The organism is uncultured Pseudoflavonifractor sp., assembly GCF_944387275.1.
GTDB lineage: Bacteria > Bacillota > Clostridia > Oscillospirales > Oscillospiraceae > Pseudoflavonifractor > Pseudoflavonifractor intestinihominis.
Genome location: NZ_CALXEG010000002.1, coordinates 22,228 through 38,349, shown reverse-complemented (window position 1 = coordinate 38,349; position 16,122 = coordinate 22,228). Strand labels below are relative to the sequence as shown.

Annotated in this window: 14 protein-coding genes and 1 tRNA gene; 8 read left to right on the top strand and 7 right to left on the bottom strand. The window is 62.5% G+C overall.

Annotated elements, in window-relative coordinates; genetic code table 11:
• Positions 1 to 62 precede the first annotated feature (62 nt).
• The 6 genes from Q0K23_RS00920 to rhaD are packed head-to-tail and all read left to right on the top strand — an operon-like array spanning position 63 to position 8,732.
• On the top strand, positions 63 to 2,606 hold the full coding sequence (locus tag Q0K23_RS00920; protein WP_294516747.1) for a family 78 glycoside hydrolase catalytic domain: 2,544 nt from the start codon (positions 63 to 65) through the stop codon (positions 2,604 to 2,606).
• A gap of 15 nt (positions 2,607 to 2,621) precedes the next feature.
• Positions 2,622 to 4,085 (top strand): MFS transporter, encoded by a 1,464-nt coding sequence (locus Q0K23_RS00915; RefSeq protein WP_294516745.1) that lies wholly within the window; start codon positions 2,622 to 2,624, stop codon positions 4,083 to 4,085.
• Positions 4,086 to 4,121: 36 nt separating this feature from the next.
• The gene (locus Q0K23_RS00910) at positions 4,122 to 5,438 is read left to right on the top strand and encodes a rhamnulokinase family protein (RefSeq protein ID WP_294516743.1); all 1,317 of its coding nucleotides are present in this window, start codon (positions 4,122 to 4,124) and stop codon (positions 5,436 to 5,438) included.
• Positions 5,431 to 6,687, top strand: coding sequence for an L-rhamnose isomerase (locus tag Q0K23_RS00905; protein ID WP_294516742.1), 1,257 nt, complete (start codon positions 5,431 to 5,433; stop codon positions 6,685 to 6,687). Before Q0K23_RS00910 ends, Q0K23_RS00905 begins: the two co-directional genes overlap by 8 nt.
• A 42-nt stretch (positions 6,688 to 6,729) precedes the next feature.
• Positions 6,730 to 7,872, top strand: a complete 1,143-nt coding sequence (gene fucO, locus Q0K23_RS00900; RefSeq protein ID WP_294516740.1) for a lactaldehyde reductase — start codon at positions 6,730 to 6,732, stop codon at positions 7,870 to 7,872.
• 47 nt (positions 7,873 to 7,919) lie between these two features.
• Positions 7,920 to 8,732: a rhamnulose-1-phosphate aldolase gene (rhaD, locus tag Q0K23_RS00895; RefSeq protein WP_294516739.1), complete on the top strand. Its 813-nt coding sequence runs from the start codon at positions 7,920 to 7,922 to the stop codon at positions 8,730 to 8,732.
• A gap of 73 nt (positions 8,733 to 8,805) precedes the next feature.
• On the opposite strand, the gene Q0K23_RS00890 is transcribed toward rhaD, so the two are convergent.
• The 4 genes from Q0K23_RS00890 to Q0K23_RS00875 form a co-directional block, all read right to left on the bottom strand.
• The gene (locus Q0K23_RS00890) at positions 8,806 to 9,135 is read right to left on the bottom strand and encodes an MGMT family protein (protein ID WP_294516736.1); all 330 of its coding nucleotides are present in this window, start codon (positions 9,133 to 9,135) and stop codon (positions 8,806 to 8,808) included.
• Positions 9,136 to 9,292: 157 nt separating this feature from the next.
• Complete coding sequence (locus Q0K23_RS00885; RefSeq protein ID WP_294516735.1) at positions 9,293 to 10,072, bottom strand: hypothetical protein; 780 nt, start codon at positions 10,070 to 10,072, stop codon at positions 9,293 to 9,295.
• Between the two features lie 258 nt (positions 10,073 to 10,330).
• Positions 10,331 to 10,407 (bottom strand) — tRNA-Arg (locus Q0K23_RS00880).
• Between the two features lie 110 nt (positions 10,408 to 10,517).
• Positions 10,518 to 11,036, bottom strand: a complete 519-nt coding sequence (locus tag Q0K23_RS00875; protein WP_294516733.1) for a DUF6512 family protein — start codon at positions 11,034 to 11,036, stop codon at positions 10,518 to 10,520.
• Positions 11,037 to 11,204: 168 nt separating this feature from the next.
• Here Q0K23_RS00875 and Q0K23_RS00870 point away from each other — a divergent pair, with 168 nt between their 5' ends.
• Both Q0K23_RS00870 and Q0K23_RS00865 read left to right on the top strand, forming a co-directional pair.
• The gene (locus Q0K23_RS00870; RefSeq protein WP_294516731.1) at positions 11,205 to 12,296 is read left to right on the top strand and encodes a ComEC/Rec2 family competence protein; all 1,092 of its coding nucleotides are present in this window, start codon (positions 11,205 to 11,207) and stop codon (positions 12,294 to 12,296) included.
• Between the two features lie 74 nt (positions 12,297 to 12,370).
• Positions 12,371 to 12,931: a rhomboid family intramembrane serine protease gene (locus tag Q0K23_RS00865; protein ID WP_294516729.1), complete on the top strand. Its 561-nt coding sequence runs from the start codon at positions 12,371 to 12,373 to the stop codon at positions 12,929 to 12,931.
• Between the two features lie 47 nt (positions 12,932 to 12,978).
• Here the strand turns inward: Q0K23_RS00865 and Q0K23_RS00860 are convergent, their stop codons facing one another.
• From Q0K23_RS00860 to Q0K23_RS00850, 3 genes are all read right to left on the bottom strand, one after another.
• On the bottom strand, positions 12,979 to 13,770 hold the full coding sequence (locus tag Q0K23_RS00860; protein ID WP_294516727.1) for a ZIP family metal transporter: 792 nt from the start codon (positions 13,768 to 13,770) through the stop codon (positions 12,979 to 12,981).
• 182 nt (positions 13,771 to 13,952) lie between these two features.
• Positions 13,953 to 14,876 carry a pseudouridine-5'-phosphate glycosidase gene (locus tag Q0K23_RS00855; protein ID WP_294516724.1) on the bottom strand — a complete coding sequence of 308 codons (924 nt, stop codon included), beginning with the start codon at positions 14,874 to 14,876 and terminating at the stop codon, positions 13,953 to 13,955.
• Positions 14,877 to 14,944: 68 nt separating this feature from the next.
• Positions 14,945 to 16,024: a PfkB family carbohydrate kinase gene (locus Q0K23_RS00850; protein WP_294516722.1), complete on the bottom strand. Its 1,080-nt coding sequence runs from the start codon at positions 16,022 to 16,024 to the stop codon at positions 14,945 to 14,947.
• Between the last annotated feature and the right edge of the window lie 98 nt (positions 16,025 to 16,122).

Below are 16,122 nucleotides of genomic sequence, written 5' to 3'. Positions count from 1 at the left end.
TTTGCCCGGCAAGGGCGGGAAAATGAAAGAACGTTACGCTGCACGAGAAAGGCCGGTTACATATGCTTACCATCAGAACATTTACCTGTGAACATCAGCGGGAACACTGCGTGACCGACGCGGCCGCCCCCCGGTTCGGTTTCTCCCTGGACAGCGACCGGGCCGGCGCGGCGCTGGCCAAAGCCGTTCTGACGGTCAACGGCTGGACGGTGGAGACGGACCGGCAGGTCGCCATCCCCTACGGCGGCCCGGCCCTCAAGCCCTTTACCCGTTACCGGGCGGAGCTGACGGCGGTGGACGACGCCGGGGAGACCGCCCGGGCTTCCCTGGAATTCGAGACTGGGCGGCTGGACACCCCCTGGGCCGCCCAGTGGATCAGCGACGGGGCCTACTCCTTCACGGAGAAGCGGGTGTCCCCCGTGCCCATGACCTTCCGCAAGGCCTTCGCCCTCCGGGGCAAGGTGAAGGAGGCCAAGATCAGGGCCACCGCCATGGGCATCTACCAGCTGGCCCTCAACGGCGCAGCCGTGGGCCACGACTACTTTGCCCCCGGCTTTACCTCCTACAAGACCAACCTGCAATACCAGACCTACGACGTGACCGGCCTGCTCCAGGGGGACAACACCCTGACGGCGGTGGTGGCCGGCGGCTGGGCGGTGGGCTCCTTTGTGTTCACCCGGAAGAACCGGGTCACTGCCGACCGTCAGGCCCTGCTGCTGGAGCTGCGGGTCACCTATGAGGACGGCTCGGAGGAGATCGTGGGCACCGACACCTCCTGGCAGGTCACCGAGGAGGGCCCCCTCCGGGAGGCCGACCTGTACGACGGCGAGGTGTACGATGCCACCGCACAGACCGGCGGCTGGCGGAATGCAGTGATAGAGCAGCTGCGGGTCAGCCCGGCCATCCGGGCGGCCTACGGCCTGGCGGTCACCGCCCACGAGGAATTTTCCCCCATCTCCTGCACCAAAGTGGAAAACTGCCTGGTCTATGACTTCGGCCAGAACTTCGCCGGTGTGGTCAGGCTGAAGCTCCGGGGCAGGAAGGGCCAGAAGATCGTGGTGCGCCACGCCGAGATCCTCAACCCGGACGGCACCCTGAACACCGCGTTCCTCCGCTCCGCCAAGGCCCGCATCGCGTACACCTGCACCGACGGCGAACAGACCTACTCCCCCCGGTTCACCTACATGGGCTTCCGGTATGTGGGCGTGGAGGGCATCGCGGCGGAGGACATCGACGTGAAAGCCGTGGCCCTCTACTCCGACCTGGCCGACAACGGCGGCTTCTCCTGCTCCAACGAGATGCTCAACCAGCTCCAGTCCAACATCCGGTGGGGCGCCAAGTCCAACTTTGTGGACATCCCCACCGACTGCCCCCAGCGGGACGAGCGCATGGGCTGGACCGGCGACATCGCCGTGTTCTCCCCCACCGCCTGCTACAACTTCGACATGAGCCGCTTCCTGGAGAAGTGGATGCTGGACGTGCAGGCCGAGCAGCTCAGGGGCGGCGGCATCCCCAACACCGTCCCCGCCCAGGGATACGGCTTCCCGGCCACCATGCCCGCCATGGCGGTGGACTGGTGGGGCGACGCCTGCGTGCTGGTGCCCTGGGCGGAGTACATGGCCCGGGGCGACCTGTCCATCCTGAAGAAGTTCTACCCGGTGATGAAAAAATACGTGAAGGCCTGCAAATTCTGGGCGGGACTGCTCAGCTTCGGCAAGAAGAAGTACATCTGGAGCACCCCCTCCGTGCTCCACTTCGGGGACTGGGTGGCCCCCGACGTGCCCAAGATGCAGCAGTGGCAGGCACGCAGCAAGTGGACCGCCACCGCCAGCCTGTGCCACACCAGCGCCGTCACCGCCCAGGTGGCAGAGCTGCTGGGGGAGCAGGAGGATGCCGCCTATTACAAGGACCTGAGCGCCAAGGTGGCCGACGCCTACTGCGCCGTTTTTACCGATGGACAGGGCAGGCTCCTCAACGAGTTCCAGACCGCCTATGTGCTGCCCCTCCAGTTCGGCATGTTCCCGCCGGAGGCGCGGACCAAGGCGGCGGACAATCTGGCCCGGCTGGTGGAGAAAAACGACTTCTGCATCGGCACCGGCTTCCCCGGCACGCCCTACATCCTCTTCGCCCTGGCCGACAACGGCCACGCCGACACGGCCTGGAAGATGCTTCTGAACACCAAGTGCCCCTCCTGGCTCTACGAGGTGAAGGCGGGAGCCACCACCATCTGGGAGCGGTGGGACGGCCTGGACGAGAACGGCCAGTGTCCCATCGGGGACGACGGCACCGACACCATGATCTCCTACAACCACTACGCCTCCGGCGCGGTGGGCGACTTCCTCTACCGGCGGGTAGCGGGCATCGAGCCCCTGGAGGCGGGCTACAAGCGCTTTGCCGTCAAGCCCCTGGTGGGCGGCGGCCTCACCTGGGCCAGCGCCTGGGTGGAGACCCCCTACGGCCGGGCCGCAGTGGACTGGAAGGCGGAAAACGGCGCACTGACCGTGACCGTGGCGGTGCCTGTGGGTGCAAGTTGTGAGTTGACGCTGCCTGACGGATGTCATACAATTTATGGCAGCGGAACCTACACCTGTTCCTGCAAGCTGTAAGAAAGGATATGGACTATGAACGACAAAAAGAATGACTTCTGGAGCACGCCCCTGACCAGATCCCTCATCCGTTCCCCGGAAGTCCGGCTCCCCGAGATGCTGCTGGGCTACTTCATCGGCCCCTTCGGCGCCCTGCTCTCCTCGGGCATCTTCACCAGCTTCCTCAACAAGTACTTCACCGACGTGCTGGCCCTGGACGAGGCCTTCCTCTCCGTGCTGCAGGTGGTATCCACCATCCTGATCGTGGCGGCCAACCTGATTGTGGGCCAGCTCATCGAGCGCACCCGGTGCCTGGCGGGCAAGGCCCGGCCCTGGGTACTGCTGTCCGCCCTGACGCTGTCGGTGGCCAGCGTGCTTATGTTCATCGTCCCCTTTGAGGGGACGGCCAAGATGGTGTGGATCGCCATCGCCTACAACCTGTACTACGCTGTGGCCTACCCCATCTACAACACCGCCAACTCCACCCTGATCCCCGTGTCCACCCGCAACAGCCAGCAGCGGGGCGCCCTGGCCTCCTTCACCAATGTGGCCGGCCTGGGCGTCATGGGCGTGGGCTCCATGGTGTTCCCCATCCTGGTCAGCCAGGTGATGAAGAACGACCAGAACATGTGGTTCATGGTCATGCTGGCCGTGGCCATCTTCTCCGCCCTGACCATCTTCCTCCAGTACAAGTTCACCCGTGAGCGGGTCACCGAGGAGGCCATGACCTCCGGCAGCGCCCAGGAGACCAAGGCCAAGGCCGCCTCCCTGGGCGAGCAGCTGGGGGCCGTCACCAGCGAGAAGTGGTGGTGGATCGTCATCCTCTTCTACCTGGGCTTCCAGTGGGCCGGCGCCATGAAGAACGGCTCCATGAGCTACTTCTGCGAGTGGGTCATCGGCGCCACCGGCACCATCGACTGGGGCCTGGCCCAGACCGTTCTGTCTGTCCTGGGCGCCATCCCCATGGCGGTGGCCGCCCTGTTCGTGGTGCCCCTGGCCAACAAGTTCTCCAAGCGCACCGTGTGCATGGCGGGCATGCTGGTGGGCGCTGTGGGCGGCGTCATCGCTGGTCTGGGCAGCCACAACTTCGTGCTGGTGGCCATCGGCGTGGCCCTCAAGTGCCTGGGCTCCGCCCCCGCCTGCTACCTGATCCTGGCCATGCTGGCCGACGTCATCGACCACATCGAGTTCAAGAGCGGCATCCGCACCGACGGCCTGACCATGAGCATCTACTCCTCCCTGATGGTGGCCGCCACCCCCATCATGAACGCCGTGTTCATGGCCATGCTGGGCGCGGTCAACTACCAGAAGCCCACCGGCGGGGCTGAGACCATTGTTCAGACCGCCGCTGTCCAGAGCACCATCACCGTGGGCTACATCTGGGTGGAGACCATCGCCTATGTGGTGTGCGCCGCCCTGATCTTCTTCTTCACCGTGGAGAAGAACCTGCCCCAGGAGCAGGCCGCCATTGCTGCCCGTCACAAGCAGCAGGAGGACTGAACCCTGCAAAACCCCAGAAAAGAGAGGGTATCGGAAATGATACACTTAGCCATTGACATCGGCGCGTCCTCCGGGCGGCACATCGCCGCCTGGCGGGAAAACGGCGCGCTGCAAATGAAAGAGGTCTACCGTTTCCCCAACCTGCCCCAGGAGCAGGACGGCCACCTGGTCTGGGACCTGGACCGGCTGTGCCGGGAGGTGGTCAGCGGCCTGAAGGCCTGCAAGGAGCAGGGCATTGTGCCCGACAGCGTGGGCATCGACACCTGGGCGGTGGACTATGTGCTGCTGGACGACGCGGACAAGCCCATTCTGCCCCTGTACTGCTACCGGGACGGCCGGGGCGCCCAGGCCGCGGAGCTGGTCCACAAGGTACTCCCCTTTGACAAGCTCTACGAGAAAACCGGCATTCAGTTCCAGCCCTTCAACACCATCTACCAGCTCTATTGGGACAAGGTGAACGGCCGGCTGGACGGCGCGGCGGACTTTCTTATGCTGCCCGAGTACCTGAGCTTCTACCTCTCCGGCGTCAAGGCCCACGAGTACACCAACGCCAGCTCCACCGGCCTGCTGGACGCCAGGCGCAGGACCTGGGACATGGAGATCGTCACCGCCCTGGGCCTGCCGGAACGGCTCTTCGCCGCCCAGCCCCAGAAGCCGCCTGTGAAGCTGGGGCAGTTGAAGACGGACATTGCGCAGCAGGTGGGCTTTGACTGCGACGTGGTCCTCCCCGCCACCCACGACACCGCCTCCGCCATCGCCGCCCTGCCCCAGAAGGGCACGGCCTACATCTCCAGCGGCACCTGGTCCCTGCTGGGCGCCGAGCTGGAGCAGCCCGTCACCACCCCGGAGGCCATGAAGGCCAACTTCACCAACGAGGGCGGCGTGGGCACCATCCGGTTTTTGAAGAACATCATGGGCTTGTGGCTGGTCCAGTGCCTCAAGCGGGAGCTGAAGGACCAGTACTCCTTCGCCCAGCTGGCCCAGATGGCCCAGGCGGAGGCCGATTTCGACTACCACCTGGACGTAAACAGCGCCCGTTACCTGGCCCCCAAGTCGGTCATGGCGGAGATCGACGCCGAGTGCGCCGGTCACGGATGGCCCGTACCCCAGACCCCCGGCCAGTACGCCCACGCCATCTACCAGAGCCTGGCCCACGCCTACGCTGCCGCGCTGGACCAGCTGGAGTCCATCACCGGCGAGAAGTTCAACGTGCTGTGCATTGTGGGCGGTGGCGTCAACAACACCTACCTCAACCACCTCACCTGGCAGGCCATCGGCCGGCCGGTGATCACCGGCTCCCCCGAGGCCACGGCCCTGGGAAATATTCTGCTGCAGGAGGCTGCATATGTATAACGAAGCGAAAGAGAAATACGCCGCGCTGGGCGTGGACACCGAGCAGGCCATGGCGCGGCTGATGAAGGCGCCCGTCTCCCTCCACTGCTGGCAGGGCGACGACGTCCGCGGCTTTGATACCGACCCCACCAAGCCCCTCACCGGCGGCATCCAGACCACCGGCAACTACCCCGGCCGGGCCCGCACCCCCGAGGAGCTGATGGCCGACATCGACATGGTCCTCAAGCTGTGCCCCGGCATGAAGAAGCTGAACCTCCACGCCAACTACGCCATCTTTGACGACGCCAACGGCGGCTGGGTGGACCGGGACAAGCTGGAGCCCAAGCACTTCAAGAAGTGGGTGGACTTCTGCAAGGAGCGGGGCCTGGGCTGCGACTTCAACCCCACCTTCTTCTCCCACCCCAAGTGCGACCCCCTCACCCTGTCCTCCCCCAACGAGGAGACCCGCCGCTTCTGGATCGACCACGGCAAGGCCTGCATCCGCATCAGCCAGTACCTGGCCGAGGAGCTGGGTCAGCCCTGCGTCATGAACATCTGGACCGGCGACGGCTTCAAGGACATCCCCGCCGACCGCATGGGCCCCCGGATGCGCTACAAGGAGTCCATCGATGAGATCCTGTCCGAGCCCTTTGACTTCGACAAGGTCAAGCCCTGTGTGGAGTCCAAGGTCTTCGGCATCGGCGTGGAGGCCTATACCGTGGGCAGCGCCGAGTTCTCCCTGAGCTACGCCGCCGCCAACCCGGGCAAGTGCATCCCCCTCATGGACAACGGCCACTACCACCCCACCGAGGTGGTGAGCGACAAGATCCCCGCCCTGCTGGTGTTCTTCCCCGAGATCGCCCTCCACATCACCCGCCCCGTCCGCTGGGACAGCGACCACGTGGTCCTCTTTGACGACGAGACCCGGGAGATGGCCAAGGAGATCATCCGCTGCGGCGGCCTGGACGGCCGGGTGAAGATGGCCCTGGACTACTTCGACGCCTCGGTCAACCGGGTGGCCGCCTGGACTCTGGGCTTCCGCAACTGGCAGAAGGCCCTGCTCAACGCCCTGCTCACCCCCAGCGACAGCCTGAAGGCCGACCAGGACGCCGGCGACTTCACCGCCGTGCTGGTGCGGCAGGACGAGCTGAAGACCCTGCCCTTCGGTGCGGTGTGGGACGAGTACTGCCGCCGGTGCGGCGCGCCCCTGGACGGCACCTGGCTGGACACTGTCCGCCAGTATGAAAAAGAGGTTCTCTCCCAGCGCTGAATGCGCCGTCTGAAACTATTACATAACAGGAGGAGTATTATCATGGTCAATCGTTTTGTGCTTAACGCCATCTCTTATCACGGAAAGGGCGCCATCAAGGAGATCCCCGGCCTGGTGGCCGCCAAGGGCTTCAAGAAGGCCTTCATCGCCTCCGACCCCGACCTGGTCAAGTTCAACGTCACCAAGAAGGTCACCGACCTGCTGGACGAGGCCGGCATGGCCTATGAGATCTACTCCGACATCAAGCCCAACCCCACCATTGAGAACGTCCAGTCCGGCGTGGAGGCCTACAAGAAGTCGGGCGCCGACTACATGATCACCATCGGCGGCGGCTCCTCCATGGACACCGGCAAGGCCATCGGCATCATCATCAACAACCCCGAGTTCGCCGACGTCCGCTCCCTGGAGGGCGTGGCCCCCACCAAGAACCGCACCGTGTTCACCATCGCCGTGCCCACCACCGCCGGCACCGCCGCCGAGGCCACCATCAACTACGTCATCACCGACGTTGAGCGCAAGCGCAAGTTCGTCTGCGTGGACACCAACGACATCCCCGACATCGCCGTGGTGGACCCCGACATGATGTCCACCATGCCCAAGGGCCTCACCGCCTCCACCGGTATGGACGCCCTGACCCACGCCATCGAGGGCTACACCACCAAGGCCGCCTGGACCCTGGCCGACTGCCTGAACCTGGAGGCCATCCGCCTCATCTCCAAGAACCTGCGCAGCGCCGTGAACAACGAGCCCGACGGCCGCGAGGGCATGGCCCTGGGCCAGTTCGTCACCGGCATGGCCTTCTCCAACGTGGGCCTGGGCATCGCCCACTCCATGGCCCACACCCTGGGCGCCGTGTACGACACCCCCCACGGCGTGGCCTGCGCCATGATGCTGCCCATCGTGATGGAGTTCAACCAGGAGTACACCGGCGAGAAGTTCAAGGCCATCGCCGAGGCCATGGGCGTGGACACCACCGGCATGGACCAGGCCGCCTACCGCAAGGCCGCCATCGACGCGGTGCGCCAGCTGTCCCAGGATGTGGGCATCCCCACCAAGCTGCCCGCCATGAAGGAGGAGGACCTGGACTTCCTGGCCCAGTCCGCCGCCGCCGACGCCTGCGCCCCCGGCAACCCCAGAGAGGCCACTGTGGAGGACTTCAAGACGCTGTTCCGCAAGCTGATGTGAGAGCAGCATTTCATCCATCGGATATGAGATAGGAGAGAAAAGACGTCATGAAAGATATTCTGACCGCTCCCTTTGTGGAGGAGATGAAGAGCACTACCGCCAACATGTACCGCATGGGCTGGGATGAGCGCAACGGCGGCAACATCAGCTACCTGCTCAGCGAGGCCGAGGTGGCCGAGTACCTGGATCTGAACAAGGTCATCCGCACCATCCCCACCGGCTTCGACGCCACCCCCCTCATCGGCAAGTACTTCATCGTCACCGGCACCGGCAAGTACTTCAAGAACGTGGAGAAGGACCCGGAGACCAACCTGGGCGTCATCCGCATCGCCCAGGACGGCACCACCGCCGAGCTGCTGTGGGGCTATAAGGACGGCGGCAAGTTCACCTCTGAGCTGCCCGCCCACCTGATGAGCCACATGGCCCGCCTGAAGGTGGACCCGGAGAACCGGGTGGTTATGCACAGCCACCCCACCTACACCCTGGCCATGAACTACGTCCACGAGCTGGATGAGAAGAAGTTCACCCACACCCTGTGGGAGATGTGCACCGAGTGCATTGTGGTCTTCCCCGACGGCGTGGGCGTGCTGCCCTGGATGCTCTGCGGCACCAACTCCATCGGTGAGGCCACTGCCAAGAAGATGGAGGAGTTCCGCCTGGTGGTGTGGGGCATGCACGGCATCTACGGCGCCGGCAAGACCCTGGACGAGACCTTCGGCCTCATCGAGACCGTGGAGAAGGCCGCCCAGATCTACATGCTCACCGCCCACCTGCCCCGGAAGAACACCATCCTGGACAGCCAGATGAGAGAGCTGGCAGAATACTTCGGCGTCAACTACCGGAAAGACTTCCTGGACTGACCTCTTTCTCCCCAGGTCTGTCCGCCATCAAAAGCATGAGGCCCCACCCAGCCGGGTGAGGCCTCATGCTTTTCTATCCTGTTTCTCCCGGCGCTCCGCCATCCCACCGGAACCGTTTTATATCCACACAGCCGTCGGAGCGGAATCCCACGCCCTCCCCCTCCAGAAGGGCGCGCTGCTCCGGCCACCCCGGTGCCGGACGTCCGGCATGGTTCACCACCCGGTGGCACGGGTAGTCGCCATAATAGGACGCGTCACTGAGCACCCTCCCCACCAGCCTGGCGTTTTTCTCCCTGCCGATGAGCCGGGCGATCTGGCCGTAGGTGGCCACTCTGCCCGCAGGAATTTCCTCCACCACAGATAAAATCTCATAGATCAACCGCTCGTCCATAACCTGTCCCATTTCACCACCCTGCTGCCTTTTTTACAGCATAGCACACCGAGCTTGAAAGTTCCAGACAGGATATTCAGACCACCCGAATCCACATGACAGGGCTCAGGCTGTAGTCTACGCAGAAAGACCGACTTTCCGCTCTGCTACCCCCCGTTTGGCGTGGGCTTTAATATTCCGCCGCTCCAAAAAACAGTATTGCAAGATACAAAAAACCGCAAACATAAGTAAAGCATTTTTTTGCAAAAATTCGCTTCTCTATTTTTCTCATATTCCGCGCCAAGTATTCAATGTATTTTCCAAGCGTTTCCCTTTTTATTGCTGCTTCTCTGGTCTCCCCATACTCGCTCTTATTTTCCTCAAAATAGTTGCATATATCTTTATATTTTTCATATTCTACCTTAAATTCCTCAAGTTTAAATTTCTTTTCATATATTCTGTTTTCCACAAAATAGACAACAATTTGAGCCAGAACGGAAACAAAAAATGCTGCTGTCATCGGCTTTATAAAGTCCAATTTTCCCAATCCAGCAGAGAATACAAACAGGCCGGGAAAAGCTCCCACTATAAGCAACAATAATCCACTTGAATCGTCCGCTTCTTTTATCTTCTCCGCTTTGTCCAAATAGTAATAGTATGGACAAACAATTCTCTTTACATACCGATTTATATTATCTATATTTCTGTCCTCCAGATTGTAAACACTCGGAGGTTCAAGTTTTACACCTCCGGGCGGGTCATTCCAGTAGCATCCCGTATCCTGCGTATAAAAAAACATGAACGGAAATAAAAGCATTAAAAATAAACCACCAATTATATATATCACAAAATTTACCACCTTTTTATATTTTACAAAACCGTATGGAATATGCCCTAAAAAAACTTTGCGCTCTCTGAGACATGGCTGACATACTGGACCGTCTGAACCAGGCGTAATTAGTCTTATCAAGAGCACGCTCATTGGTATGGGCTTAGTTGAACCGCAGCGTCGAGAATCTACCAAAGTGTTTGGGGTGATCTAGAAAAGAGCGCTCTGGAATCAAGTGCTACATTCAAGTTAAAAACATCCTGAGAGCGGTGATAGTTCCACCACCATTTCCACCATCAATTTACTCAAAACCGTCCAGTTTTAGCCCTTAAAGTCTGAATACAAAAAAATAAAAGACCACTGGAGTCCTTGAAATGCAAGGTTTCCAGTGGTCTTAAATGGTACGCCCGAAGGGACTCGAACCCCCAGCCTTCAGAACCGGAATCTGACGCTCTATCCAATTGCGCTACGGGCGCATACAACGCCTCAACCAAGGCGCTCAATTATTATAGCAAGGATTTTCCGATTTGTAAAGGGGGTTCTCACTCTTTTTTTGCGGGCTTCCGGATTTGCGGCAGGCGGGCAGTCAGTAGGGGATGACCTGCCAGGTGTTGGCGCCGGACAGGTCCGTGAAGAGGACATGGTCGGGCGGCAGGAAGGTAAACAGGATCATGGCTCCGCCCAGAGCGATGGTGAGCAGCAGGAGCAAATCCGTCCGCTGCCGGACGGCCGGGCGGTTGAACACCGCCGCCAGCAGGAAGCCCGCCCCCATCAGCAGGACATACAGCCCCACGTCAAAGGCCACGGAGTCCCCGCCAGCTGTCACATGGTAGAGATATCCCGCCGCCAGCATGGCGCCGCAGATAGCCAGCAGGGCCAACAGCCAGGGCCCCAGGCAGTCCCGCCCGCCCCGCCGGCAGAGGAGCAGCACCCCCGCCAGGAAGGGCCAGTAGATGATCTTCAGGTGCTCCCATATGCTCTCGTTCACCGGCGCGATGAGGCCCACAGCGGGATTGGGAAAGAAATCGTGGACAAAATGGAGACAGGCCCCCGCCAGCGTGACGGCCACAAAGGCGGTCAGAAGCTTCCAGGACAGTCGCGGCACGGCTGTTCCCCCCTTTCTCCCTAGAGGATATGCGCTGTCGTCCCCTTTTATTTCCCTTTCCTGGAAAACTGCTCTTTCCTCTGATCCACGCCCCTCTTTCTTTTTTCGCCGCTGTGGTTTATACTGATATCTGCACATTATGTATACCAACGTGGAAAAGGAGATCCCATGAAACGACGTATCGCGCCCCTGCTCACCCTGCTCTGCCTGCTGGTCTCTCTGGCTGGCTGCGACCTGCTCTCTGCCGCTCCGCCGGACTCCGGCACTCCCTCCGCCGCCCCTGTGACCGACGGCTCCACTCTGGCCGTCCACTTCATCGACGTGGGACAGGCCGACTCCGCCCTGCTGGTGTGCGGAGATGACGCCATGCTCATCGACGGCGGCAACGTGGCCGACAGTAGTCTGGTGGTGTCCTATCTGGACCAACAGGGCATCGACCAGCTGGACTATGTGGTCTGCACCCACGCCCACGAGGACCACGTGGGCGGCCTGTCCGGCCCCCTGAACACCTGCACCGTCAGCCACGTCCTCTCCCCTGTCACCCAGTACGACTCCAAGGCCTTTGAAAACTTTGTCAAGTACACCGAGGCCCAGGGCCTGGAGCCGGAGATCCCCAACCCCGGCGACACCTTCGACCTCGGCGAAGCCCAGGTGACCATTCTGGGCCCTGTGGCCGAGTACAGCGAGACCAACAACACCTCCATCGTGCTGCGGGTGGACTTCGGCGCCACCTCCTTCCTCTTCACCGGCGACATGGAGACCAAGGCGGAGAAGGACCTGCTGGACCAGGGGGCAGACCTGTCCGCCACGGTCCTCAAGGTGGGCCACCACGGCAGCGACACCTCCACCAGCTACTCCTTCCTGCGGGAGGTCATGCCCGAGTACGCCGTCATCTCCGTGGGGCTGGACAACGACTACGGCCACCCCTCTGACGATGTGCTCAGCCGCCTGCGGGATGCGGGCGCCACCGTGTACCGCACCGATCAGCAGGGCACCATCGTGGCGGTGAGCGACGGCACCACCGTCACCTTCACCACCGAGAAGGACACCGCCCCCACCCCCGGCCGGGACGGCCAGACGTCTCCCCAGCCCAGCCAGTCCGAGAGCGCCCAGGAGACCTACATCGGCAACCTGAACTCCAAGGTGTTCCACCGGGAGGACTGCCCCAACCTGCCCGCCGAGCAGAACCGGATCATCTTCTCCAGCCGTGAGGAGGCCGTGGAGGCGGGGTACACCCCCTGCGGCAACTGCAAGCCCTGATTGGGCTTGTACTCCAGTCGCCCGTACACGGGCGGCACTGCGCAGAGCCCTATTTTACTTCTGAGGTGATATGGATGAGACGGCTCCAGTACAATTCCCCGGTGATCCTCACGTTCTTCTTTCTCTCCCTGGCGGCCCTGCTGTTGGACCGCCTGACCGGAGGGTGGACCAACTCCTATCTCTTCTCGGTCTACCGTTCCCCCATCTCCCCGCTCTTCTTCGTGCGCCTGCTGGGCCACGTGCTGGGCCACGCCGGCTGGGACCACTTCCTGGGCAACATGCTCCTGCTGCTGGTGGTGGGCCCGCCGCTGGAGGAGAAGTACGGCAGCGGCACCCTGCTGGCGGGCATCGTGCTCACCGCCGCCGTGTCCGGCCTGCTCCAGTGCCTCTTCTTCCCTGGAGTGGCCCTGCTGGGGGCCAGCGGTATCGTGTTCATGCTCATCATGCTCTCCTCCCTGGCGGGCATGAAGTCCGGGTCCATCCCCGTCACCCTGATCCTGGTGGCCGTGCTCTACCTGGGCCAGGAGGTGTACTCCATCCTCTTCGTCCAGGACAACGTGGCCAATTTCATGCACCTGGTGGGCGGCGCCTGCGGCACGGCCTTCGGCTTTTGGGCCGCCAGAAAGAAGCTCTAATTACAAAGGACTGGGGCGGAAACAGAAGTTTCCGCCCCAGTCCTTTTTTATCCCAGAGCCACGTCCAGGATCATCATGATGAGGAAGCCGCCCATGACTCCCAGGGTGCCCACGTTGGAGTGCTCCCCCAGATGGGCCTCGGGGATCAGCTCCTCCACCACCACATAGATCATGGCGCCCGCCGCGAAGGAGAGCAGCCAGGGCATCAGCGGGGCGATCTGGCCCGCCAGCAGCACGGTGAGGATGCCGAAGACAGGCTCCACAAAGCCGGACAGGCTGCCGCACAGGAAGGATCTGACCGGCCCCATCCCCTCCTGCCGCAGGGGTAGGGAGATGGCCGCCCCCTCGGGGAAGTTCTGGATGCCGATGCCGATGGCCAGGGCCATGGCGGCGGCGTAGAGGGCCGGGTCGTCCCCGTGCTGGGCTGCCAGGGCAAAGGACAGGCCCACCGCCATGCCCTCGGGGATGTTGTGTAAGGTGACCGCAAAGACCAGCATGGTGGTGCGCTTCAGGTGGGCCTTCACGCCCTCCGGCTCCCGGGAGCCGGGGTGCAGGTGGGGCAGCAGGCCGTCCAGGCCGATCATCAGCCCCACCCCCAGGACAAAGCCCCCCGCCGCCGGAATCCAGCCGATCATACCGACCGCCTCCGCCTCCTCAATGGCGGGGATCAGCAGGGACCAGACCGAGGCGGCGATCATCACCCCGGCGGCAAACCCCAGGAAAATCCGCTGGGCCAGGGCGGTGACCTGCTTTCGGAACAAAAACACCATGGCCGCGCCCAGGGTGGTCATCAGAAAGGTAAATCCGGTGCCGCCGGCGGCCCAGAGCAGTGCTGTCATAGGGTTCTCCCCCTTTCAAAGGTTCTGTGGTTCTAATAATTAGTTTTAGCTAACCAAATAATATCACACGCTCCCTCCGCCGTCAATCCCCAGTTGTATACTGGGAAATAAATTTTTTACCGCAAAAAACAGCACCCCGGGAATCATCCCGGGGTGCTGTAGATATGTTTGTCAGGCTGCGCTTACTTCAGGGCGCAGATGGCAGCGGCGGTCTTGGCGGCCAGCTTGGCGTTGTTGTACACCAGGTGGATGTTGGAGTCCAGGGAGTCGCCGCCGGTCAGATCCTTGATCTTGGCCAGCAGGAAGGGGGTGGTGGCCTTGCCGTGGATGCCCTGCTCCTTGGCCTCCTCCACAGCCTCGTCGATGGCCTTGTTGATGACGTCGGCGTCCATGGAGAACTCCTCGGGGATGGGGTTGGTCACCAGCATGCCGCCCTTGAACTCCAGCTCACGCTGGGCATGGAAGGCAGCGGCCAGCTCCTCGGGGGTGTCGATCTCATAGTCCACGCTGAAGCCGCTCTTGCGGGTGTAGAAGGCGGGCAGCTCCTTGGTGCCGTAGCCGATGACGGGCACGCCGTGGGTCTCCAGGTACTCCAGGGTCAGGCCCAGGTCCAGGATGGACTTGGCGCCGGCGCACACCACCATCACGGGGGTCTGGGCCAGCTCCTCCAGGTCGGCGGAGATGTCCATGGTGGTCTCGGCGCCGCGGTGGACGCCGCCGATGCCGCCGGTGGCGAAGACCTGGATGCCCGCCATGTGGGCGATGATCATCGTGGTGGTGACGGTAGTGGCGCCGTCCTCACCACGGGCCACCAGCACGGGCAGATCCCGGCGGCTGGCCTTGGTCACCTCCAGGCCCTTCTTGCCCAGGTACTCGATCTCCTCCTTGGTGCAGCCGGCCTTCAGGCGGCCGCCGATGACGGCGATGGTGGCGGGCACGGCGCCGTTCTCGCGGATGATCTTCTCCACGTTGAGGGCGGTCTCCACGTTCTGGGGATAGGGCATGCCGTGGGAGATGATGGTGGACTCCAGGGCCACCACGGGCTTACCGGCGGCAATGGCCTCGGCGACTTCAGGGGCAACGTCCAGATACTTGTTCAGGCTCATTTTCAATTACCTCCAGAATAATATTTTATGTATATTACAAATTGTAGTGGTTTTTTCCTGTTTCCGGCTCACGCGCCCATGCGCTCTTTCAGCAGGCGGGCGCTCATGCTGGGGTTGATGGTCTCGGCGCTCTCCATGGCGATGGCGCCCGCCGCCATTGCGGCACGGGCGGTGCCCTCCAGGTCGGTGCCCTCCAGATAGGCCCAGGCGATGGCCGCCATGCCCGCGTCGCCGCAGCCGGTGGTGTTGACCATGTCGCCGGGACAGCAGGGCACATGACAGCGGCCGTTATGGTCGGCGGCCAGCACTCCGTCCCCGCCCAGGCTGATGAACACCCGGCGCAGGCCGGTGGAGAGCAGGGCGTCCGCCGCCGCGTTGAGGCTGGCCTCGTCAGTAATGGATACGCCGGAGAGCAGCTCGGCCTCCAGCCGGTTGGGCTTGAGGGTGTGGAGCCTGCCCAGCACCGGCCGGAGCTTCTCTGCCTTGGCGGTGGACACCGGGTCGGCAAAGATGGGCAGCTTGATGTTCTCCGCCAGCCAGGCGATGGACTCGGCGGGGATGTTAGTGTCCACCACGATGAGCTGGGCGTTCTGGAGCAGCCGGACACGGCTGGAGAGAAACGCGGGGGTCACGTTCTTGTAGATCTCCATGTCGCTCACCGCCACGGCCATGTCCCCCCGCTCATCGGTGATGAACAGGTAAGTGGAGGTGGCCCCGCCGGGCACGGTCAGGCACTGGCTCACGTCGATGCCCAGCTCGCCGCAGCTGGCCGCGATGCGCTGGGCGTTTATGTCGTCGCCAAAGGCGGTGAGGAGGCGCACATCCATGCCCAGCAGGCTCATATTGTGGGCGATGTTCCGCCCCACGCCGCCCAGGCTCATGCGCACGGAGCCCGGGTTGGAGTCGGCGGGCACCAGCTTGTGGGCCGGATGGCCGCCGATGTCCATGTTCACGCCGCCCACCACCACCGCGTATGGCGCGGTGCGGACGATGTACCCCCGGCCAGCGATGTGCCCCTGCTTCATCAGGTTGGAGATGTGCACCGCCGCCGAGGAGCGGGTGATGCCCGCCTTCTCCGCCAGCTCCTGCTGGGAGATGAGGGGGTTCTCCTCAATCCACTTGAGAATCTGTCGTTCCCGCTGGGTCATGGCCTCTCCTCCTAAGCAAAAGTTTGTTTTATAATCACGTGCTTATTATACATCTTTTCTCTCCTCTGTCAAGGGACAAACGGAACTTTTTCTCCAAA

What these genes read in the sequence shown, in the direction of transcription:
- rhaD (WP_294516739.1), top strand. Translation starts at nt 7,920, where the DNA reads ATGAAAGATATTCTGACCGCTCCCTTTGTGGAGGAGATGAAGAGCACT.
- Q0K23_RS00920 (WP_294516747.1), top strand. Translation starts at nt 63, where the DNA reads ATGCTTACCATCAGAACATTTACCTGTGAACATCAGCGGGAACACTGC.
- Q0K23_RS00870 (WP_294516731.1), top strand. Translation starts at nt 11,205, where the DNA reads ATGAAACGACGTATCGCGCCCCTGCTCACCCTGCTCTGCCTGCTGGTC.
- Q0K23_RS00905 (WP_294516742.1), top strand. Translation starts at nt 5,431, where the DNA reads ATGTATAACGAAGCGAAAGAGAAATACGCCGCGCTGGGCGTGGACACC.
- Q0K23_RS00865 (WP_294516729.1), top strand. Translation starts at nt 12,371, where the DNA reads ATGAGACGGCTCCAGTACAATTCCCCGGTGATCCTCACGTTCTTCTTT.
- Q0K23_RS00910 (WP_294516743.1), top strand. Translation starts at nt 4,122, where the DNA reads ATGATACACTTAGCCATTGACATCGGCGCGTCCTCCGGGCGGCACATC.
- fucO (WP_294516740.1), top strand. Translation starts at nt 6,730, where the DNA reads ATGGTCAATCGTTTTGTGCTTAACGCCATCTCTTATCACGGAAAGGGC.
- Q0K23_RS00860 (WP_294516727.1), bottom strand. Translation starts at nt 13,770, where the DNA reads ATGACAGCACTGCTCTGGGCCGCCGGCGGCACCGGATTTACCTTTCTG.
- Q0K23_RS00915 (WP_294516745.1), top strand. Translation starts at nt 2,622, where the DNA reads ATGAACGACAAAAAGAATGACTTCTGGAGCACGCCCCTGACCAGATCC.
- Q0K23_RS00890 (WP_294516736.1), bottom strand. Translation starts at nt 9,135, where the DNA reads ATGGGACAGGTTATGGACGAGCGGTTGATCTATGAGATTTTATCTGTG.
- Q0K23_RS00855 (WP_294516724.1), bottom strand. Translation starts at nt 14,876, where the DNA reads ATGAGCCTGAACAAGTATCTGGACGTTGCCCCTGAAGTCGCCGAGGCC.
- Q0K23_RS00850 (WP_294516722.1), bottom strand. Translation starts at nt 16,024, where the DNA reads ATGACCCAGCGGGAACGACAGATTCTCAAGTGGATTGAGGAGAACCCC.